We start from the raw sequence: 23399 nt of genomic DNA on the forward strand, positions 1-23399 counted from the left end.
GAGAGCATTTCCCAGTTGACAAAACTATAGGAACACCCCCCTGCTCAATGGCGTACTGCCTCCGTAGCGATTAGAGCGCAGGGAAATGAGCCTGCTGACTTTTGGTGATGACGAGAATTAAAGCAACCTCCAAGAAAGAGGTCCCAACATGAAAACAACCAAGAACATCGCACGCCTGGCAGTAACCGCCGGCCTCACCGCAGCCCTGAGCTTCGGCGGCGTTATGGCGACAGTCACGATGGCGTTTGCTGCGGAGGGTGCTGCCCCCAGCTATTCGCTCACGATTAACAAGTCCGTGGACAATGACTCCACTTCGTTCAAGGCGTATCAGATTTTTAAGGCTGACGTTATTGACGGAAAGTCCGGTAAGGTTGCGTCCAACATTGAGTGGCCGAGTGATGACGCAGAGACTGCGGTCCTGAAGGTGCTTGTTGATAATAATGTCCCAGGGATTACCTTAGACTCGACCGCTTCTGACGTTGCCGACTACCTTTCCAAGATCACTGATACCACTGATACCACGAGTCTGCCGCAGAGCAGCATCCTTAACAAGATTGCCTTGGCTGTAGAGAAGAGTGTTACCGCTACGGGCGATTCCTTTGCCGCCGGTCGCGCTTTCACCACTACGAGCGCTGGCTACTACCTGTTCATGACCGATACCGACTCGCTCAGTGCGAATGAGAAGCAGACCGGTACCTCGCCGATCTTTGCAGTCGTGGGCGGCAACGCAGTGGTCGTTACCGAGAAGACGAGCATCCCGACCGTGACGAAGCAGGTCAAGGACGATGGTGCGGACAACGACTGGAAGCACAAGGCGGACTCCCAGATGGGTCAGACCGTTCAGTACAAGCTGACCGGCACGGTTGCAAGCAATGTCGACACGTTCAACACCTACTATTATGAGTTCCACGATGAGCTGTCTGCCGGTTTGACTGTTGATAAGTCCACTGTCAAGGCCGTGATTGGTGAGACTCAGATCACGCCTACTTCTGTGACCATGTCTGATCCCGATTCAAATGGCAGAACGGTCTTGAGCGTAAAGTTTGACGATCTTAAGGCTGCCGCCACGGCGGCCGGCGTCACTGTCGGCGAGCATACAAGGGTCGTTGTCACGTACAGCGCCAAGCTCGACCCGAATAAGTCCCAGCATGTCGTTGTCGGTGGCACGGGCAACTCCAACACCGTCAAGCTCATCTACTCCAACAACCCTGGCCACGATTCCCGGGGTGAGTCTGTGCCCGACACCGTGCGCGACTACACCTATGCGCTCAAGCTCGTCAAGAAGGACGCGACGGATGAGAATAAGATACTTAAGGGCGTAAAGTTCACCATCCGTGCCACTGATCCCGACGATATTGCATCCAAGGACATGTATGTCCAGGAGAATGGCTCCCTCGGTACTGAGGCTTCTGAGTTCACGACCACCGACTCCGGCGAGATTAACGTCAAGGGCCTCGATGCCGGCACCTACACCGTCAAGGAGACCCATACGCTCGCCGGCTATAACACCATCCCCGAGTTCACCTTCACCATCAAAGCCATTGGATTCAACCAAGCAGAGGGAGAGGGAGAAAACAAGATTACGGTCAAGACGAGCACCAGGGGTTCCAATTTGGTCGAGGTTGACACGACTAACACGGACAACGGTACTGCTGCCTTGATCGTCAAAAACAAGCAGGGTTCCGGCCTCCCGCTCACCGGCCTTAACGGCGTGACGTTCACTTGGATCGCTGGTGGCGCGGTGCTGTGCATCGGCGTGGCTCATCTCATCCGCAGCCGTAAGCAGGCTGAGGAGTCCGAGCAGGAGTAACGCTCACTCACCCATCTCTTTGGCAGGTGGGATGTGATGGCCATGAGACTTGCGGACACTTTTCTCGTCCATCCACGTTCTTGCTTTGCCATTCTCTTTTCGGGGCAGACTCCGTACTGGAGTCTGCCCTGTTTTTTGGACAATGCAGCCAGCCTCCATCGTCCGATGCAGACTCGTTCGTCATCGCGTTTCTTGACTCGTATGAGGTTCGGTTTAAGGTCCGTAGGCGCACGCGCGGTGCGGACGGCAGAAGGCATTTGCGCCGAAAGCGCAAATAAGAATGCCCGGGGGTCGGATCCCGGGCATTTAACAAAAACTGAAAACTAGGCCGCCCGCGCTCTCGTACACTTACGCGGGGTGCGTCGTTTTCTATTGACATTGTATCCCGAATCGCCCAGCCGATTCGGGACATTTTGAAAACTCAAATGCGGGCCCATACTCGCGCTGTGCAATGCTGTCAGGCTGCGTTGTCCGGCGCGGAAGCTCGCGAATCGGCTATTATTTGTTTAGACAACTTGAGTTGTAGAGGAGTGACTGGCGATGGTGCAGGGCGCCAAACATATGAAGAGCAATAACGCCGCGGACAACGGCGGCTCAAGCCCTCAGCCCAAACCTCAACCAAAGTCCAAGCGCCGCCGCAAGCGGCTGCCGCGCTGGGCCGATCGGCTCATCACCATCGTCATCATCCTTATCGGCGTGGGCCTTATGACCTGGCCGTGGATCTTGGACCGGCTCGAGGCCTCGGGCGTGTTCAACCAGATCAGCACCGTGTCCAGCACCGTGGACGCGCTGTCTGCCGAGGAGCGCGAGCGCATCTTGCTGCAGGCGCGCTCCTATAACGAGCAGCTTGCCGGCGAGGCCACCGAGCTTCCCGCCGACCAGATCGAACCCTACGCTCAGCAGCTCATCTTTGACCGCGACCCCATGATGAGCTGGGTCGAGATCCCCTCCATCGATGTGAGCATGCCAATCTACCACGGCACGAGCGAAGAAGTCCTCATGGCGGGCGTCGGCCACCTGGAGGGCACGAGCCTGCCGGTGGGCGGCACCTCGACGCATTGCGTGCTCACCGCGCACTCGGGCATGCGCAACCTGAGCATGTTCGACGACATTCACTCGCTGGAGCCCGGCGACCTGGTGCTGCTGCACACCATGAACAAGACGCTCGCCTACAAGATGGTGGACTCCGAGGTGGTGCTGCCCGAGGAGATGGAGTCGCTGACCATCGAGCCCGGCGCCGACAAGGTGACGCTCGTCACCTGCACGCCCTACGGCGTGAACGACCATCGCCTGTTGGTGCATTGCGTGCGCACCAAATACAACAAGAAGGACGTCGACAAGCAAAAGTCGCTGGCCGGCCGCCACTGGGGCAAGCGCGAGTTTGCCGTGCTCATCGTGGTCGTGGCCATTGTGCTGTTGCTGCTGGACATCGTGATCCACGCGGTCCGCAAGCGCCGCAAGGCCAAGGCCTCGGCATAGGACATTCTCCAGAACCACCACAATGGGGACAGGCACCTTTGTGGTGGTCGGGGCTTCCAAACCATCACAACATTCGATGAAAATCTCGATTTTGGCGAAAAGCGTCGAATGTTGTGATGGTCTTCGTTGTGGACGGCGCGGTTTTCGTTATGGGCGAGACGGTTTTCGCTACGGACGGTGCGGTTTCGCTGCAGAATCGCCAGCCCATTACCTGCCAGCCCGCCGCCCTCGTTACGTTTTCGCTGCATTTAGGTAAAGCGCCTGCTCCAAGCGGCGTTGCCTTGTATACTAGAGCGGTTTATCTGTTATGCGGAAGGGAGCGCCTATGGCACTCAGCGAGAAAGACGTGCGCGGTATCGCCGAGTACGCAAAGATCGCACTGACCGATGACGAGCTCACCCAGATGACGTCCTACATGAACGACGCCGTCCAGATGCTCGAGCCCGTCTTGCAATATGACTTGCCCGACGTGGAGCCCACGTTCCATCCCATCGGAAGCCTGTCCAACGTGATGGGCGATGACCTGCGCGAGCCCGAGCGCGACCTGCCGCTCGACGTCGCGCTCGAAAACGCCGGCAGCGCGCGTGAGCGCTACTTCCGTGTGCCGTCCATTTTGGGAGAGGGGGAGAGCGAGTAATGGAGCTAAGCTTCGATTCCCTTACCGCCGCCCAGATCGCCGCGGGCGTTGCCGCCGGCGACTTTACCGCTACCGAGGTGGCCCAGGCCTCCCTTACCGCCATCGAGGCGCGCGAGGGCGGGGTCCAGGCATTCCTACAGGTGGCGCCCGAGCTTGCGCTCGAGGCCGCTGCGCGCGTGGATGCCGACCGTGCCGCCGGAAAGCCGCTGCCCCCGCTCGCGGGCGTGCCGCTGGCCATCAAGGACAACATGAACCTCGTGGGCACGCACACCACCTGCGCTTCCCGCATGCTCGAGGGTTACCAGAGCGTCTACACCGCCACCTGCGTCCAGCGCATGCTCGATGCCGGCTGCCTGCCCATGGGCAAGGCCAACATGGACGAGTTTGCCTTTGGCAGCTCCACCGAGAGCTCGGCGTTCCACCGCACCAACAACCCCTGGGATACCGAGCGCGTGCCCGGCGGCTCCTCGGGCGGCTCCGCTGCCGCCGTCGCCGCGGGCGAGGTCGCGCTCTCGCTGGGCTCGGACACCGGCGGCTCCATTCGCCAGCCGGCGAGCCTCTGCGGCGTGGTGGGCTTTAAGCCCACGTATGGCGCCGTGAGCCGTTACGGCGTGGTTGCCTTTGGCTCGTCGCTCGACCAGGTGGGCCCCTTTGGCCGCACGGTCGAGGATGTCGCGCTGGCCATGAACGCGCTTACCGGCGCGGGCCATGATCCGTACGACTGCACCAGCCAGGATTGCGCCGTCGACTTTACCGAGCATCTCAACGACAGCATCGAGGGTAAACGCGTGGGCATCATCCCCGCGTTTATGGAGGCCGAGGGCCTGACGTCCGAGGTCAAGGCCGCTGTTCAGCGCGCCGCCCAGGAGCTGCAGAACCAGGGCGCCGAGCTGGTCGAGGTCGACCTGCCGCACCTGGACGCCGCCATCGCCGCCTACTACGTCATCGGCCCGGCCGAGGCGTTCTCCAACTTGGCCCGCTTCGACGGCATTCGCTACGGCTATCAGGAGGAGGGCTGCGCCAACCTGTCCGACCAGAGCTCGCTTTCGCGCGCCCACGGCTTTGGCGCCGAGGCCAAGCGCCGCCAGATGCTCGGTGCCTACCTGCTCTCCTCGGGCGTGTACGACAAGTACTACTATGCCGCGCAAAAGGCCCGCACGCTCATCACGCAGGACTACGACGCCGCGTATGCCAAGGTGGACACCATTCTCATGCCCGCCTCGCCGCGCACGGCTTTTAAGTTTGGCGAGATCAGCGACCCCACGCAGATGTACCTCTCCGACCTGTATACCATTTCGCTCAACATCTGCGGCAACGGTGGCATTTCGGTGCCGCTGGGCCTGGGCGAGGATACTCAGCTGCCCGTTTCTGCCCAGCTGGTGGGACCTGCCTTTAAAGACCGTCAGCTGCTTACGTTTGCCCGCGCCCTGGAGCGCGGCTTTGCCGATGCCGCCACGGGTGCGCCCGCGCTTTCCGTCGCGCCCGATTTTGCCGGGAAGGGAGGCGAGCTGTAATGAAGGAGCTTTCCGAGGTCCTGCAGGATTGGGAGGCCGTGATCGGCCTGGAGATCCACACCGAGCTCACCGCACTCGATACCAAGATGTTCTGCAACTGCAAGCTCAGCCACGATGACGAGCCCAACGCCAACGTGTGCCCGGTGTGCCTGGGCCTGCCCGGTGCCCTGCCGGTGCCCAACAAGCGCGCCATCGAGAGCATCGTCAAGGCTGGTCTCGCCACCAACTGCGAGATTCAACGCCACTCGATGTTCTACCGCAAGCACTACTTCTATCCCGATATGGCCAAGAACTTCCAGACCACGCAGGGTCCGGTCGCCTTTGCCATGTACGGTCACCTGGACCTGGACGTGACCGGTCGCGGTGCCGCCGAGCGCCCCGACTGCGCGTTTGGTGAGGCCGAGGCCCAGAGCCTGGCGAGCGCCTCGGCCAACGCCGAGGGCCTGTCCACGTCCATGACGTCGACCATGCGCGAGGGCAACCAGCGTGCCGGCCATCTGGCCAGCTACGATGCGTCCAACCTGCAGATGCCCGAGCGTCGCGAGGACGGTTCCTACACGGTGCCCATCCGCATCCTGCGCATCCACATGGAGGAGGACGCCGCCAAGATGGTCCACGTGGGCGGCGCCGAGGGCCGCATTACCGCCGCTGCCGAGTCGCTCGTCGACTACAACCGCTGCGGCACGCCTTTGATTGAGCTCGTGACTGAGCCCGATCTGCGTACGCCCGAGGAAGCGCGCCTGTTTATGGAAAAGCTCCGTCGCATCTTTGTGACGCTGGGCATTTCGGACTGCTCCATGGAGAAGGGTTCCATGCGCTGCGACGGCAACGTGTCGCTGCGTCGCCGCGGCGAGACCAAGCTGGGCACCAAGACCGAGCTCAAGAACCTCAACTCGTTTAAGAGCCTGCATGACGGCCTTGCCTACGAGATCTGCCGTCAGGCCGAGGTGCTCGAGGAGGGCGGAATCATCTATCAGGAGACCCGCCACTGGGAGCCCAGCCGCAAGCGCACCGTGGTCATGCGTGTGAAGGAAACGGCCGACGACTATCGTCTGTTCCCCGATCCCGATCTGGCGCCGTTCGATCTGGACGACGAGTTCATCGACCGCTGCCGTGGCGAGATTCCCGAGCTGCCCGATGCCAAGCGCGCCCGTTTTGAGACCGACTTTGGTATTAAGGCGGCCGATGCCGAGCAGATCGCGGGCGACCCCGAGTTTGCCGAGTTCTTTGAGGCTGCCGCTGCCGGTATGGCTGGCAAGGAGGCCCAGACGGTCGCAAACCTGCTGGTCAACGAGATGATCGCCTACCTTAAGAGCGCAGGCGTGTCGCTCGCCGAGTCCGGCATCGCGCCGGCTCAGGTAGCAGCGCTGGCCAAGCTGCTGGTGACCGATGCCATCAGCTCCAACCAGGCGCACGAGGTCTTTGAGGCCATGGCCCAGACCGGTGACGATCCCAACAAGATCGTCGACGAGCGTGGTATGCGTCAGGTGAGCGATGCCGGTGCGTTGCAGCCGATCGTGGACGAGGTGCTGGCTAACTGTGCCGATCAGGCGCAGCAGTATCGTGACGGCAACCAGAAGGTTATCGGCTTTTTGGTGGGCCAGTGCATGAAGGCGAGCCGCGGCAAGGGCAACCCCAAGCTCTTCAACGAGTTGCTGAGAACGTCGCTCTCGTAAACGGGAACCGAGGGGCCGGGCGCAGGGCCTTGCCTCTCAATTTCGGACAGTCCTGACTCACGACGGAGGCGCCACTGGCGCCTCCTGTTCGTGCGGAACTCATTGAGAGGCAAGGCCCTGCGCCCGGCCCCTCGGTTCCGTGACGACTCGGCCGTTCGGGTCAGGTAGGCTGAATGGAATAGAGTGAATGGGCGCGCCGTTGGCGCGCCCATTTTTGTGCGGGTGACAAAGAGGCTGTCCCTTTGTCACATTTTTGGAGCTGTGGAAATCGAAGGTGAATGGTTTTCCCGAGAAGTGAACGACCTTATTTGAACCCCTGAAGCATCGACACTTTTGGGACTCTGTTTCCTGCGGTTTTGTCTAGTTTTTCCTGCGGTTTTGCTGGCGAAAAATGCGGATGCTTCGGGGGTCCGATTTTGCTCGTTCACTTCTCGGGAAAACCATTCACCTTCAATCTACTGAGAGGGGAAGATCTCCTCTTTGGCGCTATAGATGCGCATCGCGGCAGGAGGATTGTCGAAAGTCGGCTGGTCTGCGTCCCAAGATTTCCAAAAAGTTAACCTGTGTTGACCTCAATAGTTAGATAAACTAAACTATTTTCCAAAAGTGTGCTCGAGCAAACTTGTTTACTCGGGTGCTGAGGCACCGTGCCGCGTCCAATGCGGCAAAAGGGAGAAGCAACATGAAGAAGTCGACGTTCAATACCCTGCTTGTCGGTGGCGGTTTTCTGCTCGGTACGGCCGGCATCAAGCTGCTCACCAGCGCTCCGGTAAAGAATGCCTGCGTGCAGGGTATCGCGTGCGGCATGCGCATCAAGAACGGCTACCAGGACATGGTCGAGCAGGCCAAGGCCAATGTCGATGACATGGTTGCCGAGGCGGCCTACATCACCCAGAGCGAGGCCGCTGCTGACGAGGCAGCCGAGTAACGCTCCCAGGCGCAAACTATGAGATTCTCGATTATTAGCGAGATCCCCGGCAGGACCCGTCTTCAATTGGCGGGTCCTGTGCCAGAGAGCGATCTCGATGCACTTCTTAAGCTTGGCGGCGACATCGATGGCGTGCGCAAGGTGTGCGTCTACGGCCGCATCGGCCAGATGGCGCTCGAATACGACGAGCCACGTCGCGATGCCGTGCTGGCCGCCGTCGGTGCGCTCGACGCTCAGGCCATTGCCGACGCAAAGACGGGTTACGTGATGCAGCTTGAGCCGCGCAAGCACAAACTCGTTATGGACCTGGCGACACTCGTCGGTGCCCATTACGCACGCCGCTGGTTTTTGCCCACGCCACTGCGTGCGGTGTTTGTCGTGGCCGGTTACATGGCATTTTTGCGCGCCGCCCTCCGTGAGCTCGCGCAGCCGCGCCTGACCGTTCCCGTGCTCGACGCTTCGGCCATCGGTATCTCGTTTGTCAAACGTGACGTCGACACCGCGGGCCAGACGATGTTCCTGCTCAACGTGGGCGAGCTGCTCGAGGACTACACCCGCGCCATGAGCGAAAACGAGCTCATCAACTCGCTGCTCGATGTGCCCGACAAGGCGCAAAAAGTGGTTGGCGACACCGAGGTAAGCGTTGCCGCGACCGAGCTTGAGCCTGGCGATCTGGTCGCCGTGCGCACCGGCATGTCCATCTGCATCGACGGTGTTGTCGAGCAGGGGAGCGCCATGGTCAACCAGGCGACCCTGACCGGCGAGCCGCTTGCCGTCGAGCGCAGCGTGGGCGACGACGTATTCGCCGGCACCGTCGTGGAAGACGGCGGCATCTTGGTACGCGTGCGCGCCAACACGGCGCAGACCAAGCTGCGCTCGATCGTCTCGCTCGTGCAGACGGCCGACTCGCTCAAGTCCGAGGGCCAGTCGCATATGGAGGACCTCGCCAACAAGATCGTCCCGTGGAACTTCCTGCTCGCGGGTCTGGTCGCGCTTACCACGCGCAGCCCTATCAAGACCTCGGCGGCACTGATGGTCGACTACTCGTGCGCGCTCAAGCTCACGGGTTCCGTTGCCGTCATGACCGCCATGAGCGATGCTGCCAAGATGGGCGTCATGGTCAAGGGCGCAAAGTACTTTGAGTCGTTTGCCAAGGCCGACACCATTGTGTTTGATAAGACCGGCACGCTCACCGAGGCACAGCCGCGTCTAGCTTGCGTGCTCACGACCGATGGCTGGAGCGAGGACGAGATCCTGCGCCTTTCCGCTTGCTTGGAGGAGCATTTCCCGCATCCGGTGGCACGCGCCGTGGTCAATGCGGCACGCGAGCGCGGGCTCGAGCACCGCGAGCGCCATGCCGCCGTCGAGTACATCGTGGCGCACGGCATCGCTTCGTCCATCGAAGGGCGTCGCGCCATCATCGGTTCCGCGCACTTTGTATTTGAGGACGAGGGTGCGCAGCTCGATTCCGACATTAAGGAGCGCATTGAGTCCCAGATGCAGGGCCTGTCGCCGCTGTATCTGGCGGTCGACGGCAAGGTCGTCGGCGTGCTCGGTATCGAGGACCCGCTCAAGTCCGGGGTCCGCGAGGCCATCGCCGACCTGCACGCGTTGGGCGTTAAGCACGTGGTCATGCTCACGGGCGACTCGGAACGCACGGCCGAGCGCATTGCTCGCGAAGCAGGTGTCGATGAGTTTAAGGCCGAGCTGCTGCCCGAGGACAAGTACGCCTATGTGGAACGCATTAAGGGCGAGGGGCGCCACGTTGCCATGGTGGGCGACGGTGTCAACGATTCGCCGGCGCTCGGTTTGGCCGACGTGGGCTTGGCGATGGGTGGCGGAAGCGACATCGCCAAGGAGGTTGCCGACATCATCCTGACCGATACGGATCTTGCCGCGATCGTGCGCCTGCGCCGTATGAGTCAGGGGCTTATCGATCGTCTGACGAGTTCGTATTCCAAGGTGATGCTCACCAACTCGGCGCTCCTGGCGCTGGGCATTACCGGCATGATCACTCCGCAGACGTCGTCACTGCTGCACAACGGCTCGACGATTGCCTACAGCCTGAGCAACGCCAAGGCATATCTGCGTTAGCAGACGTGTTCACCCACGTTATCTGGCCTGCGCCCGGACGGCATCGGCGTCGTCCGGGCGCAGGCCTTTTTAGACAAGTGCAGCTTTGATGGTGGGACTTTCTGCGAGCTGCTCGGCTGCCTTTTCGTTGGAGCTGTCGAGTGCTGCCAGACTGCGGTAGACCCACTCGTTGACCTGGGTGTTCTTGACGCCTGCGGTCTGCATAAGGGCGCCTACCTCGCGGATTGCTGCGAACAGATCGGCCTTGGGACCCGCGAGCTCGACCTCGATACCGTGGTAGGCGGCCACGCCGCGGTTCTCACTCACGTGGTCGATAAAGCCCTCGACGGTCTCAAGCTGCTGGGCGAGAGTTGCATCATCGTCAACGTCCAGCGCGACGAGTGCGTTCGATACCGTGAGGGCGGGATGTCCGCAGGGGACAAAGCCCTCGATGACATCCATAGCTTCGGTAATGGTTGCGCCCAGGCCTGCGAGGGCATTGACGAGTTGCTGCTTGGTATCCATAACGGTCCTTTCGACGGGTCAATTTTGCTTGGCGAAAATATACGTGACGCGATCGGTAACAAAAGTGCGAAGTGCGGCGCACATTGGGGTCTTCACAGCTCGTGCATAGAACAGCTGTCCGCTTTCAGAACGTGGTAAGATAACACTCCACAAGCGGGGCTTGCCCCGCATGTTCCTTGAAAAGTCGACGGTTATCGGGTGTTTGCAGGCCCGATGCCATCCAGACTTTCCCGACATTCGGGGGCGACTGGTTTCGACACGATAGCTCTGAGAGAGGAAGCAAGCCGAGGTCTCCTCGCCTCGTTAAACAGGGGTACCGTCAAATTGAATTGACAACAACTCTTCTTTTGAGCCTATGGCTCTCGCTGCTTAATTTATAGCGGCGCGTCAACCCGGTGATTTCCCCGACACCGGCGCGACGTCATCTTAGGGGAATGCTCCTGCGCACGTAATCGGTATGGCGCGGGCTAAGACCGAACCGGTTAGGACGTCGCGAGCGTGTCGCTGCGCGCAAGGCGTCCGAGACTAAACCAGCGACTGAGCTTGGAGATGCCAATCAGGGGGCTTTCGTGGACCGGAGTTCGATTCTCCGCGCCTCCACCATAAGTAACAGGCAGGTAGATATTCGTATCTACCTGTCTTTTTATTTCTAGTCCGTACCGCGGAGAATCGAACTCTGTGCAGGGCGCGGGCGTTAAGCAAACGCGAAGCGTTTGTAGCCCGCGGGCGAGGGCGGCGGCAGCCGGCCGAAGCCGGTGCAGCAAATACGCGGATTCTTCGCGCAAAGCTTCAGCCCAATATAGATGCGATGTTTATCGAATTTCAGCTGGCCTCGCCCAGCATCAACGGATCCCCCGTACCGCGGAGAATCGAACTCTATGCAGGGCGCGGGCGTAAAGAAAACGCCTCAGTGACGCAGAGTGGGACGCGTTTTCCCAATGACTGCCCAGGCGGAAACCGCATCCCGGAATCTAAGCTCGGAATGGGATACATTTTCCGGATGACGCCTCAAGTGGAAGCTGCGACCCGGAATCGAGCCGTAGAGTGGGACATGCTTTCCCCATGGCAACCCAGGCGGAAAGCGCATCCCGGAATCGCCCCTCAGAACGGGACGTGCTTTCCGCCAGCCGCCCCCTCAACTCCAAAACCCATGCGCCCTCCATCCCAAAACTGGGTAGAAGAAAGCCAAAACGCAATCGCAGGAGGTCAATATGACTGCAGAAGATAAGGCAAAGAACGCCGGCAAGGTCGCGCTCGTCTTGGAGGGTGGCAGTTTTCGTGGGCAGTTTACCGCCGGCGTGCTCGACGTTCTCATGGAGGCCGGTGTCGAAATTCCGGCGGTGTACGGCGTTTCGGCCGGTGCGCTCAACGGCGTCAACTACAAGTCGCACCAGATCGGTCGCGTCAATCGCATCAACCTGACCTTCTGCAATGACAACCGCTACATGGGTGCCGCATCCTTCGCATCCACGGGCTCCATCGTGGGTTACGACTTTATCTTCAACGATATCCAGGACCGCCTGGATCCCTTTGATAACGAGACGTTCGACGCCAGCCCTATCGAGATGTACGCCGTCGCGACGGACATGCTGTTTGGAACCGCTGCCTACCTGCCGGTCAAAAGCGCCGTGCTCGACCTCGATGCCGTGCGTGCCTCGACGTCGCTGCCGCTGGTGACGCCGCCGGTCGAGATCGACGGGCACAAATACGTCGACGGCGGCGTAGCCGATTCGGTCCCCATCGAGCACGTGCTGGAGGAGGCGGGCTTCGATCGCGCGGTTGTCATTGTCACGCAGGACCGCTCGTACGAGAAAAAGCCCTACGAGTTTATGCCTGCCGCGCGCGCCCGCTATGTCGACTACCCCTATCTGCTCGAGGCTATCGAGACGCGCCACGACCGCTATAACCTCCAGCGCATGCACCTGTGGAAGTATGAGCGCGAGGGCCGCGCGCTGGTCATTGCTCCGCAAAAGCCGGTCGAGGTCGGCCATGTCGAGCACGATCCGGCAAAGCTTTTGGACCTGTATATCCAGGGCCGTCAGGAGGCAAAGCGCTTGCTGGGAGATATCGAGGCGTTTGTCGAGCGTTAACGCTGCGACATCACGGCTCGTGGATGACATGTGCAGAAACTCTGGTCGGAGCCAAAATACCTGTTGACTCGTACGGCGAGCGGGGTAATATGGACGGGTTACTTGCAGAGCCCCGTGAATCTCTGTAACAACACGTACTGTACATGGAGGAGTCTAAGTGATTTCGAAATCGACTCACTACGCCAAGCAGGGCGAGGTCCAGCGCAACTGGGTTCTCGTCGACGCCGATGGTGCTGTCCTGGGCCGTCTTGCCACCCAGATCGCAATGATCCTGCGCGGTAAGAACAAGCCCCAGTTCACGCCCAACAGCGACTGCGGCGACTTCGTTGTCGTCATCAACGCCGATAAGGTCCAGCTTACCGGTAACAAGGCCGACACGAAGACCTATTATCGCCACAGCGGCTACAACGGCGGCCTCAAGGCTGAGAGCTTCCGCCAGGCTATGGAGAAGCACCCGGAGAAGGTCATCGAGCGCGCCGTTCGCGGCATGCTGCCCAAGACCACCCTCGGCCGTGCCCAGATGACCAAGCTTAAGGTCTACGCTGGTGCCGAGCATCCGCATGCTGCCCAGAACCCCACGAAGATTGAGCTGGAGGCTTAAAGATGGCTGAGAACACCGTTGTCTACCAGGGTACCGGCCGTCGTAAGAACGCCGTCGCCCGCGTCCGTCTCGTCCCCGGCACCGGCAAGGTGACCATCAACAAGCGTGACGCCGAGCAGTATTTCGGCCGTCATCAGCTCGTTGAGAACGCCCTTGCTCCCTTCAAGGTGACCGACACCGCCGGTCAGTTCGACGTTATCGCTCTGTGCGATGGCGGCGGCATCTCCGGTCAGTCCGGCGCTCTGCGCCTGGGCATCGCTCGCGCTCTTCTGAACGCTGGCGACTACCGTGCTGACCTCAAGAAGGCCGGTTTCCTTACGCGCGATGCTCGCGTGGTCGAGCGCAAGAAGTACGGCCTCAAGAAGGCCCGCCGCGCTCCCCAGTTCTCCAAGCGCTAAGGTTTTATCTCCTTTCGAGATACAATGTACAAGCGGGGCCTGCCGATTCCTCGGCGGGTCCCGCTTTTCTTTTTCGACTAGGGTGGGCGGTTGCATATCGCCTGCTAGGGAAGGAGCGATCCTATGCCCCAGAACATCTTCGGTACCGACGGCGTCCGTGGCGTCGCCAATGCCGACCTCTCGTGTGACCTCGCGTTTCGTCTGGGTCGCGCGGCGACCAAGTTCCTTGGTCCGGACATCTGCATCGGTCGCGACACGCGTCTTTCGGGCACTATGCTCGAGAGTGCTCTGACCGCCGGCATTATGGCCGAGGGCGGCCGCCCGCACTGCTGCGGCGTTATTCCTACGCCGGCCGTGGCACTGCTCACCGTCCAAAACGAGCTTGACGGCGGCATCGTCATCTCCGCTTCGCACAATCCGCCGGAGTTCAACGGCATCAAGTTCTTTAGTCGCAAGGGCATGAAGCTTCCCGATGCTGTCGAGGAAGAGATCAGCGCCTGGGTCATGTCCGAGGAGGCCATGGCTGCCGACACGCTGCCGACCGGTGCCGGCGTGGGCCACATTATCAAGATGAAGGATGCCCGCAAGGCATATGTCGATCATGCCATCGATACGCTTGATGGCCTGAGGCTCGACGGCCTGGTCGTTGCAGTCGACTGCGGCCATGGTGCTTCTTGCCAGACTACGCCCGCCGCGCTGCAGCGCCTGGGTGCCACGGTCCATGCCATCAACACCGATTACTGCGGCACTGACATTAACGTTGAGTGCGGCTCCACTCACCTTGAGCCCCTGCGCGAGCTCGTGCTGCGCACCCACGCCGATATCGGCCTGGCCCACGATGGCGACGCCGATCGCGTGCTGTTCGTGGACAGCGAGGGCAACGAGATCGATGGCGACTACATCCTGGCCATCTGCGGCTCCGACCTGGCCGCTCGCGGCAAACTCGCCAACTCCGAGATTGTCTCGACTGTTATGTGCAACCTGGGCTTCTCCATTGCCATGAAGGAGCAGGGCTTCGAGATGGTCCAGACCGCCGTGGGCGACCGCTATGTTCTTGAGCGCATGCTCGCGGACGGCGCCGTCATCGGCGGCGAACAGTCCGGCCACATCATCTTCCTAGAGCACAACACCACCGGTGACGGCTTGGTGACGGCTCTGCAGCTGCTGGCCGTGCTCAAGCGCACCGGTCGTACCCTCACCGATCTTGCCGGCATCATGAAGAAGTATCCGCAGGTACTCGTCAACGTGCATTCCGACAACAAGGCTGGTCTGGACGATTGCCAGCCCATCTGGGATGCCGTCGCTGCTGCCGAGAAGGAGCTTGACGGCCGCGGCCGCATTCTGGTGCGCCCGAGCGGTACCGAGCCGCTGGTCCGCGTGATGGCCGAGGCCGAGACGCACGAGCTGACCCAGCGCGTTGTCGACGACATCGTCGAGGTTGTCAAGCGCGAACTTCCCTAATGGTCAAAAACGGGTGCCAAGTGGTAAACTGTTAAGGTTATTTTGGTTGATCGGTATGTCCGAGGGGGAGCATGTTCACTAAAGTCCTAAGGTCTTTTGGTATGCGTGGTCGAGTCCTTACGTTGGATGCTCCCATCTCGGGTGACGTCATTCCGCTCTCCGAGGTAAACGATCAGACGTTTGCTACCGGCCTTTTGGGCCAGGGCGTGGCGATTCAGCCCACCGGAACGCGCGTGATCGCGCCGGCTGATGCCAAGGTCGAGGCTATTTTTCCCACGGGACACGCCGTTGCGCTTAACACGGTCGATGGCTTGGACGTGCTCATCCACGTTGGTTTGGACACTGTTCAGCTCGAGGGCAAGCACTTTACCGTACATGCACAAGTGGGTGACATCGTCCATAAGGGCGATGTACTCATTGAGTTCGATCGCGAGGCAATTGCTGCCGAGGGCTACGATGTGACGGTTCCCATCTTGGTATGCAACTCCGTTGAGTTCTCGAGCATCAAGGGCTCCGTTGGCGTGCATGTCGAAGAGATGGACCAGCTCATCGTTGCTCGCGAGCGCTAGCAAGTGCACGTGGCCATTAGCCTACAATTCAAACACGTTTACGGAGGGCGCCCTTGAAAGAGGACGCCCTCCGTGGCAAGATGGGATTTGTCCGAAGCTAAAAGGCTTTGGGTCACCGTGGACGGGCAGGGGCCTCGACGCGGTTAGACACGAGACACATACATTACGCGACCTCGCCCTGGTGGCCGCACACGTTGGTTGCGGCCGACGCGGGCCGCGGGCAAGTGCTTGTAAGGGAGCCTTGCCTCTCTTGTACGAGAAAGGACGCGTAATGAAGATCATTAAAGCTAAAGACTACGAGGATATGAGCCGCAAGGCCGCCAATATCATTTCGGCGCAGGTTATCCTCAAGCCCGACTGTGTGCTGGGCCTTGCCACCGGCTCCACCCCGATCGGTGCCTACAAGCAGCTCGCTGCTTGGTACGAGAAGGGTGACGTCGACTTTGCCGAGGTCAGCACCTACAACTTGGACGAGTATCGCGGCCTTTCGCACGACGATCCCCAGAGCTATCACTACTTCATGCGTGAGAACTTCTTCGATCACATCAACATCGACCTGAACAACACGCATGTGCCCGACGGTTCCAACCCCGACGCCGCCGCTGCCTGCTCTGAGTACGATAAGGTCGTCGCTGCCGCCGGCTATCCCGATCTGCAGCTGCTCGGCATTGGCAACAACGGCCACATCGGCTTCAACGAGCCCGATGACCACTTCTCCAAGGGCACGCACTGCGTCGACCTTACCGAGAGCACCATTCAGGCCAACAGCCGCCTGTTCGACAGCATCGACGACGTTCCCCGTCAGGCCTACACCATGGGTACCCAGACCATCATGTATGCCCGCATGATCCTGGTCGTCGCCAACGGCGAGGCCAAGGCTCAGGCCGTGCACGATATGTGCTATGGTCCGGTTACGCCCGAGTGCCCGGCTTCGATCCTGCAGCTGCACACCAACTGCGTTGTCGTTGCCGACGAGGCCGCCCTTTCGCTCTGCGAGTAGCGCGAATCCTGCACCTCGACATAGCCTTGCCTAAGGCCTCCGCTTTGCGGGGGCCTTTTTGCTATCCCTTTCTGTCCACTTGACCAAAATCTTGCCGCAAGCTTGACGAATGCCGGATGCCCAACAGCTTGATTCATTCCATATCAGATTCTATGCAAAAATGCCACTAAAAGGTCGTAGACGGTAGCGGGTGCTAGGCGAGTTGAATGACATAGCTGAACCTTGTTCATTTGCGTTACACTGCCGCTTAGATGGGACAAGCTGACAAGCTCATTTACCTGCTTAAAGACCGATTAGTCGGGGGATTAATAACAATCGGCCCTCGCTGTACAAAAACTTGCCGCTTGCGTACCAAAAGACAATCTAAAACACAAGGTCGCTCTATTCATAGCGCGGCTTGTATGGTCTTGCGGCTACAGTGTCCATACGGTCGAGTTGAGGAGCGGGCATGGTAAACGATTTGAGCAGTATAGACGGCCTCGAGCTGATGCCGCTGGGCGGAGGCTATATGGTGCGCCGCGAACGCTTGATGAATGAGCTTATAGCCAAGGGCCGAAAGGCCGGCATCGTGGTTCTTTATGCGCCCGACGGGTTTGGGAAGACCTCGGTGCTGCTGCAGTACACCCATGAGGTTAAATGCGACCCGATGCGAGGCCCCGTGCGGATTATCGAGGCCGATCGCGCCATTGGGCGCGAGGTGTTTATGCAGCTCGAGGTGGTTACCGAAGAACTCAAAGACAAACCGCACTCCCTTATCGCGATTGATAATGTGCCAAACCTCGATCAGCACGATACCGAAGACCTCATCGACAGGATTCGCGGCCTGCGCGCTATGGGGGTGGGGGTCTTTATCTCCTGCCGTCCTTCAAATCGTCAACTGATTCATGGGCTGGGCGATTCGGTTAAGATCAATGCGCAGATGCTCAAGGTGCATGCCTATGAGTATTCGGCGTGGGCATCGGCGTTTTCGATCAGCACATCGCTCGACTTTTATCAGCTCACGCAGGGCGTGCCCGAGCTCGTTTCGGCATTGCAGACGGGTCTGTATGGCCAAGGCGACGTAGCCGGTCTGCTCGAAAACGAGATTGTCAACGTATATGGCGCGGCACTTGTCGACCTGGCTTCGCTCGACAATAATGCACTGTTTTGCGTGGCATGTCTCATGATTTTGATGGGCGAGGGCAATATCGCAGAACTCGAGGCTTGCGGGGTGAGGCTATCGATGGTCGACCAGTCCTACTTCGTACGCGACTACCCGATCTTTGGCTTGGACCCCGCCGAGCGGAGTTTTACGTGTCTGGGCACGGAGGATAACGGACGCTTGCGCTTGCGTAAGTTGGTGGCCGAGGTTCGCCCCGAACTTGTTCCGAGGGCGGCCCGGATTTTGCTTAAGGCGGGCCGATGCGATGCGGCGATGGGCCTGGCGGACGCTTTTTTGGACCGTGATGCGGTCCTTGAACTTGCTGGGCAGTATGGGGTCGATCTGGCTCTGACGGGGCACGGGGCCGATATCTGCCGAGCAGCGCTGGGCACGATCGATGCCGAGGATCCGGCTCCAGAGCCAACGCCTGCCGAGGCGCTTGGCGTATATCTGGCAGCGGTCAGCGTGTCCAATACAAAGCTCGCTCGCTATATGGCATCGGTCATCGAGCGCGGGGGCGAACGGGCGGCCTGCGAAATAGACCCTGTTTCATGGAGGGTGGCCCAGACACTGACGGCTGTTTGCTATGGGGACAACGGGCTTGGGCTTCCTACGAACCTGACCGTGCCAGAAATCGAGACATCCCATACCGCACTCGATATGTTGTCCGCGCATATCGAGGTCAAGCGCTGCCTGACCGAGCGGGGAGATGACGGCGGCGTTCTACAGCAGCTCAAAACGAGCAAGGCCTACGACTGCGAGCTCGACATCGCGGGGATTGTTATACGGGCCGACAGCATGCTGGTGGAGCTTTTTGACGGGTCGTTTGCGGGAACCGACGAGCGCGACGACGAGATGACGGTGGTGCGGGAGGCGCTCGACGTACGTGGGCTCAAGGCGATGGCTATCTGGGTGCGCATGGTGTTGGCGGCACGGCGGCTCCTTTCCGGCTTGCCGGTAACCGACGACGCGGCATTCAACGAGCTCGATCGTTTTGCCGTGCGCATGCGCGACAACCAGATTCAGCTGTTTGGCCTGTTGCTAGAAGGCTGGCAGTCGCTGGCAGAGGGACGGCCGGTTAATGCAAAGTTCCGTGCGGTCCAAGTGCTCAAACTTGCCGAGGAGTCGATTGCGTACATGCGCGATAACGCATTGCTGTTGGAGCGCGCGGCGTATCTGCGTAACACCTCGATGGTTTCGGTGCGCGAGGAAGCGGAGCTACTCGATATAAGCCAGACGCAGGTTGGTGGAGCGGAGGCCTGGATGGTGGCGCTGCATTTGGCCTGTGCGGGCCGAGACAGCGATCTTGCGGCCTGGATGTCCATGAATCGTGCGGGGATTCTAGAGCCATCGTATCGGCTCTTTGCGCGCCTTGCCATGCATTGTCTGGGCGAGCCGGCGGCCAGGATACGCAAGAAGCTTCCCGTGCGCGAGCTGTCGCGGTACTCGCTGCGCGACGATTTGGAAGGGGAGGGCGAGCGCCTGTTCCAGGCCGGCGAGGTTGAAGCCGTTGATACCATCGACCATATCGAGATTCGCATGTTTGGTGCGTTTCGCGCCGAGCGCGACGGGTTTCCCATCACGGACAAAATGTGGCGCCGCAAGAAGGCGGCGACACTTGCCGAGCGGCTTGCACTGGGCATGGATGCGCTCGTCGATCGTGAGACGCTGGCCATGGAGCTGTGGCCCCATGCCGAGTTCAATAGCGCCCGCAATAACCTGTACTCGACGATATCGCGCTTGCGGTCGGCTTTGGGGCCGACGCCGGATGGCAAGTCGTGTGTACTCATCCAAAATGAATGCATCGGACTCAACGGCGACTACGTCAAGACCGATGTACGGCTGTTTGACCAGATAAGCCGCGAGGTTTTGGGAAATCGCACGGGTGCGCGCGGGCCCCATTTAGTTGAGCTGTGCCTTAAGATTGAGCAGCTTTATGCCGGACCGCTGTATGTTCCCAATGGCTGTAATCCCACCTACTTTTTGCGCATGCGACGCATTATGCAGTCAAAGTACATCGATTGCATGATCAAGGGAGCAAATGCCGCTCTAGAAGAAAACGATCTGCAGTCGGCGATTTGGCTGGCGGAGTCGGGGCTTCGGCAGGAAACGGCGCGCGAGGATATGGTGCGCTGTGCCATGCGCGTCTACAGTGCGGCGGGGCGGCGGCGCGATATCGTCGAGCTGTACAGCGGGCATATGCACCATCTGAGGGAACAGGTCAATGGCGTACCCGAGCCCGAGACGCGGCATCTATACGAGCGCTTGGTGGAGGGGCGGCTCAATCGCGTGCTGGTCGAGCGATGAAAAACGGGCGCCCGAAGTACTTGGGCACCCGTAAGCTTGCTATGTGTTGGCTCGCCGGATCATTGGCTCTTAGACGAGCTTGATCTTCTCGATGTCCTTGCGCGAGGACTCGCGATACAGCGAGAACTTGCGGCCGATGACCTGGACGACCTCGGCGTGGCAACGCTCGGCGAGCTCTTCGGCGGCCTCGCGGGCGGAAAGACTGGAGCCATCGAGCACGGAGCACTTAACGAGCTCGTGCTTCTCCAGGTAGGCGACCGTCTGCTCGACGGTGCCCTCGTTGACATCGGACTTACCGATGATGATGGCGGGGTTGAGGTGATGGGCCATGCTGCGAAGCTGCTTGACCTGGGCTCCTGTCAGTGCCATGGGTTCTCGCTTTCTATGTATGGGGCGCCCCGCGACGGGGCCTTAATCTACGTGAGCTGTCCCACGATAGCGCAGGAACGGCGCGGTGTGGGGCGCGTTTGCCCAGTTCAAAAAGAATGCGGATGCCGAGTGAGTGGGCGGTGCGGGCTGCGAACAGGCTATGAACTGGGCGCAGAGACCGGCTCCCATGCAATAAACGCCCAGCGAACCTTGCGGACATGATCGAGCATATAGCGCCCCTGCGGCACGCCCTTGGAGCCCGGCTCACCGGCATGGGGGTTCTCAATCATGTGTTGGGCGATGTAGTCGCGCAGGCGGTCGATCTTATCTTCGTTGCCATGCTCGAGCATACGGGAAAAATCTGCTACGCCCGCCTCAGGGCTATCGAAGGTATCGCGACGAGGCGATTCAAAGTACGTAACCTGCGGCAGGGCACCCATCTGAATGAGGATATTAAAAGCATACACAAAGCCATTACTGCAGGTAACCGAGGCGCCGATAGCGTTCATCAAGTGCAGATCATAGCGCGGGCTGGAGTTGGCGACCATCGTGACAGCACAACGCCGACGAGCCGTTCGATCAAGCTTGGCAAGCGCATCTTTTAGGTTGGTCGTGGTGACAGAGCGACTGGCAAAGGCAGCATCTACCGCTTTCGCGACCGGTCCAACCAAATCCCAATCATCATCCCAAGCAAGCTCAAGCGGCGTTATGCGCCCCTCGAGCCCGTAATACTCAATGCCGGCATCAAGGGTGCCCAACATAGCGGGGGAGAAGTCGGCTGCAATCACAGGATGCCCAGCCTGAGCAAGCGGAATAGCAATCGACCCAGCTCCACACCCCATATCAAGCACGGATTCACCAGGCTTTAACGCCAACAGCTTAATAAAGTCCCGGGCATACGGAGCAGTCTCAAGCGGCCGAAAATGCCGAGCCCTTTTATCCCACTCAAAAGAATCATCAGCCCGCCGCCGACCAGCCTGCAGGCGCATCCATTCGCCATTCCAATCAGCGGAAAGAAGCTCAGAGCGAGCGTCCCCATCAACCACGGGCCAACCTCCTAGCAACAAAAAAGCGACTCCTCCCAAAAGAAGAGCCGCAACCAGCATATATCAGAAAAAGAACCGTTCCAACGCCAAACCGCCGCACCAGCCAAGTGGTGCAGGAGCGAAGCGACTGCAACCGGGATAGAACCCAACTGAGGTCCCGTTGTGCGGGAGCCCCGGGGAGGGCAAATATATAAGGTCGATCGCGAGTTCCGCACGAGCCGGAGAGCACTTAATGTGCTCTCCGTGCGAGTCAGGACTGTCCGGGCAGGCGACCTTATATATTTGCCCTCCCCGGGGCTCCTCGCCAGTCCCCCTCAGCTAGTTCTTCAGCGAGTTCAGCGGTGCCGGGAAGCGTCCACCACGGTGGGCAAGCACGGTGCCGGCGTTGGGGTTCACCGGCATGATGGGCGCACGGCCGAACAGACCGCCGTATTCGACGCAGTCGCCCACGCCCTTGCCGATGGCAGGAATCACGCGGACGGCCGTGGTCTTGTTGTTGATGACGCCGATGGCCATCTCGTCGGCGATGATGCCGGCGATGGTCTCGACCGGGGTGTCGCCGGGGATGGCGATCATGTCCAAGCCAACGGAGCACACGCAGGTCATAGCCTCGAGCTTCTCGAGCGAAAGCGCGCCGGCCTCGACGGCGGCGATCATGCCGGCGTCCTCGGACACGGGGATAAAGGCGCCCGAGAGGCCGCCCACGCTGGAGCTGGCCATGACGCCGCCCTTCTTGACGGCATCGTTGAGCATGGCGAGCGCGCAGGTCGTACCGGGGCCACCGCAGGTGCCTACGCCGATGATCTCGAGGATGCGGGCAACGGAGTCACCGATGGCAGGCGTGGGAGCCAGCGACAGGTCGACAATGCCCTTCTCGACACCCAGACGATGGGCGGCCTCGCGGCTCATGAGCTCGCCGGCACGGGTGATCTTAAAGGCGGTCTGCTTAATCTTTTCGGCGACTTCCATCATCGATGCGGAATCGGGCAGCGTCTCCAGGGCTGCGGCCATAACGCCGGGGCCCGAGACGCCTACGTTGATGACGGCGTCGGCCTCGCCACCGCCGTGGACGGCGCCCGCCATAAACGGGGAGTCCTCGACCATGTTAGCAAAGCAGACAAACTTGGAAGCGCCGACGGAATCCTGGTCGGCCGTGAGTTTAGCGGCATCGATGATGGTCTGGGCGGCCATAAGCACGGCGTCCATATTGATGCCGGCGCGCAGGCTGGCGACGTTGACGCTGGAGCAGACGCGGCTCGTGGTGGCGAGCGCCTGGGGGATGGACTGGATGACGCGGCGGTCGGCGTCGCCGATGCCCTTCTGGACGAGTGCGGAGAAGCCGCCCAGGTAATCGATGCCGAGCGTCTCGGCCGCGCGGTCGAGGGCATGCGCGATGGGGGTGAGGTCCTCATCCTTGCAGCACGCGGCGATCTGCGCCACCGGGGTGACGGAAACGCGCTTGTTGACGATGGGGATACCGTACTCGCGCTCGAGGTTCTCGGCGGTCTCGACCAGATGCTCAGCCGTGTGCGTCACGTGGTCGTAGATCTTCGTGCACATGCGGTCGAGGTTCTCGTCACCGCAACCCATGAGCGAAACACCCATGGTGATGGTCCTGATGTCGAGGTTCTGCTCCTCAACCATGCCGCGGGTTTCCGCGATTTCTGCGGGCGTGATCGCCATCCTTGCGCTCCTATCTGCCAAAACGAGCATAGTCTTTTCTATTCTAACGTGCCGCACGTGCCAAGTGGCGCATGCGGCACGTTTTGGTGCTC

At 60.3% G+C, this 23399-nt stretch carries 18 protein-coding genes and 1 other RNA gene; 15 read left to right on the top strand and 4 right to left on the bottom strand.

Annotated features, from left to right (window positions below; translation table 11 throughout):
* The first annotated feature begins 148 nt into the window (after positions 1-148).
* From DXC18_RS06925 to DXC18_RS06960, 7 genes are all read left to right on the top strand, one after another.
* Positions 149-1810 carry an isopeptide-forming domain-containing fimbrial protein gene (locus DXC18_RS06925; protein ID WP_117716769.1) on the top strand — a complete coding sequence of 554 codons (1662 nt, stop codon included), beginning with the start codon at positions 149-151 and terminating at the stop codon, positions 1808-1810.
* Between the two features lie 561 nt (positions 1811-2371).
* On the top strand, positions 2372-3289 hold the full coding sequence (locus DXC18_RS06935) for a class C sortase (RefSeq protein ID WP_158552026.1): 918 nt from the start codon (positions 2372-2374) through the stop codon (positions 3287-3289).
* A gap of 325 nt (positions 3290-3614) precedes the next feature.
* Positions 3615-3926, top strand: a complete 312-nt coding sequence (gene gatC, locus DXC18_RS06940) for an Asp-tRNA(Asn)/Glu-tRNA(Gln) amidotransferase subunit GatC (protein WP_117716772.1) — start codon at positions 3615-3617, stop codon at positions 3924-3926.
* Positions 3926-5440, top strand: coding sequence for an Asp-tRNA(Asn)/Glu-tRNA(Gln) amidotransferase subunit GatA (gene gatA / locus DXC18_RS06945; RefSeq protein ID WP_117716773.1), 1515 nt, complete (start codon positions 3926-3928; stop codon positions 5438-5440). The genes gatC and gatA overlap by 1 nt, the downstream gene beginning before the upstream one ends.
* Positions 5440-7116 (top strand): Asp-tRNA(Asn)/Glu-tRNA(Gln) amidotransferase subunit GatB, encoded by a 1677-nt coding sequence (gene gatB, locus DXC18_RS06950; protein WP_089573180.1) that lies wholly within the window; start codon positions 5440-5442, stop codon positions 7114-7116. Before gatA ends, gatB begins: the two co-directional genes overlap by 1 nt.
* A gap of 682 nt (positions 7117-7798) precedes the next feature.
* Positions 7799-8044: a DUF6110 family protein gene (locus DXC18_RS06955; protein WP_055250999.1), complete on the top strand. Its 246-nt coding sequence runs from the start codon at positions 7799-7801 to the stop codon at positions 8042-8044.
* 78 nt (positions 8045-8122) lie between these two features.
* Positions 8123-10138 carry a heavy metal translocating P-type ATPase gene (locus DXC18_RS06960; RefSeq protein WP_233509038.1) on the top strand — a complete coding sequence of 672 codons (2016 nt, stop codon included), beginning with the start codon at positions 8123-8125 and terminating at the stop codon, positions 10136-10138.
* Positions 10139-10207: 69 nt separating this feature from the next.
* On the opposite strand, the gene DXC18_RS06965 is transcribed toward DXC18_RS06960, so the two are convergent.
* Entirely contained in the window at positions 10208-10642 is a 435-nt protein-coding gene (locus DXC18_RS06965) for a hypothetical protein (RefSeq protein WP_117716775.1), read from the bottom strand.
* Positions 10643-10881: 239 nt separating this feature from the next.
* Here DXC18_RS06965 and ssrA point away from each other — a divergent pair.
* The 8 genes from ssrA to DXC18_RS07005 all read left to right on the top strand — a co-directional run bounded on the left by ssrA (position 10882) and on the right by DXC18_RS07005 (position 20209).
* Positions 10882-11245, top strand: a transfer-messenger RNA (tmRNA) gene (gene ssrA / locus DXC18_RS06970).
* Positions 11246-11853: 608 nt separating this feature from the next.
* Positions 11854-12732 (top strand): patatin family protein, encoded by an 879-nt coding sequence (locus tag DXC18_RS06975; RefSeq protein WP_117583338.1) that lies wholly within the window; start codon positions 11854-11856, stop codon positions 12730-12732.
* Positions 12733-12889: 157 nt separating this feature from the next.
* Entirely contained in the window at positions 12890-13333 is a 444-nt protein-coding gene (rplM, locus tag DXC18_RS06980; RefSeq protein ID WP_022094635.1) for a 50S ribosomal protein L13, read from the top strand.
* Between the two features lie 2 nt (positions 13334-13335).
* The gene (gene rpsI, locus DXC18_RS06985; protein ID WP_022094634.1) at positions 13336-13731 is read left to right on the top strand and encodes a 30S ribosomal protein S9; all 396 of its coding nucleotides are present in this window, start codon (positions 13336-13338) and stop codon (positions 13729-13731) included.
* A gap of 123 nt (positions 13732-13854) precedes the next feature.
* Positions 13855-15192 carry a phosphoglucosamine mutase gene (glmM, locus tag DXC18_RS06990; protein ID WP_006234694.1) on the top strand — a complete coding sequence of 446 codons (1338 nt, stop codon included), beginning with the start codon at positions 13855-13857 and terminating at the stop codon, positions 15190-15192.
* A 101-nt stretch (positions 15193-15293) separates the two neighbouring features.
* Positions 15294-15761 (top strand): PTS glucose transporter subunit IIA, encoded by a 468-nt coding sequence (locus tag DXC18_RS06995; RefSeq protein WP_306421699.1) that lies wholly within the window; start codon positions 15294-15296, stop codon positions 15759-15761.
* Positions 15762-16032: 271 nt separating this feature from the next.
* Positions 16033-16761 (top strand): glucosamine-6-phosphate deaminase, encoded by a 729-nt coding sequence (nagB, locus tag DXC18_RS07000; protein ID WP_117716776.1) that lies wholly within the window; start codon positions 16033-16035, stop codon positions 16759-16761.
* A gap of 448 nt (positions 16762-17209) precedes the next feature.
* Positions 17210-20209 carry a BTAD domain-containing putative transcriptional regulator gene (locus DXC18_RS07005; protein ID WP_117716777.1) on the top strand — a complete coding sequence of 1000 codons (3000 nt, stop codon included), beginning with the start codon at positions 17210-17212 and terminating at the stop codon, positions 20207-20209.
* 69 nt (positions 20210-20278) lie between these two features.
* Here DXC18_RS07005 and DXC18_RS07010 read toward each other — a convergent pair whose 3' ends face one another.
* The 3 genes from DXC18_RS07010 to DXC18_RS07020 all read right to left on the bottom strand — a co-directional run bounded on the left by DXC18_RS07010 (position 20279) and on the right by DXC18_RS07020 (position 23307).
* On the bottom strand, positions 20279-20578 hold the full coding sequence (locus DXC18_RS07010; protein ID WP_006234690.1) for a YhbY family RNA-binding protein: 300 nt from the start codon (positions 20576-20578) through the stop codon (positions 20279-20281).
* Between the two features lie 158 nt (positions 20579-20736).
* Positions 20737-21624: a methyltransferase domain-containing protein gene (locus tag DXC18_RS07015; RefSeq protein WP_233509039.1), complete on the bottom strand. Its 888-nt coding sequence runs from the start codon at positions 21622-21624 to the stop codon at positions 20737-20739.
* A gap of 318 nt (positions 21625-21942) precedes the next feature.
* A complete protein-coding gene (locus tag DXC18_RS07020) occupies positions 21943-23307 on the bottom strand; it encodes a PFL family protein (protein WP_035136908.1) in 1365 nt (454 codons plus the stop codon).
* Positions 23308-23399 lie beyond the last annotated feature (92 nt).

The organism is Collinsella sp. OM08-14AT (assembly GCF_003438115.1).
Taxonomy (GTDB): domain Bacteria; phylum Actinomycetota; class Coriobacteriia; order Coriobacteriales; family Coriobacteriaceae; genus Collinsella.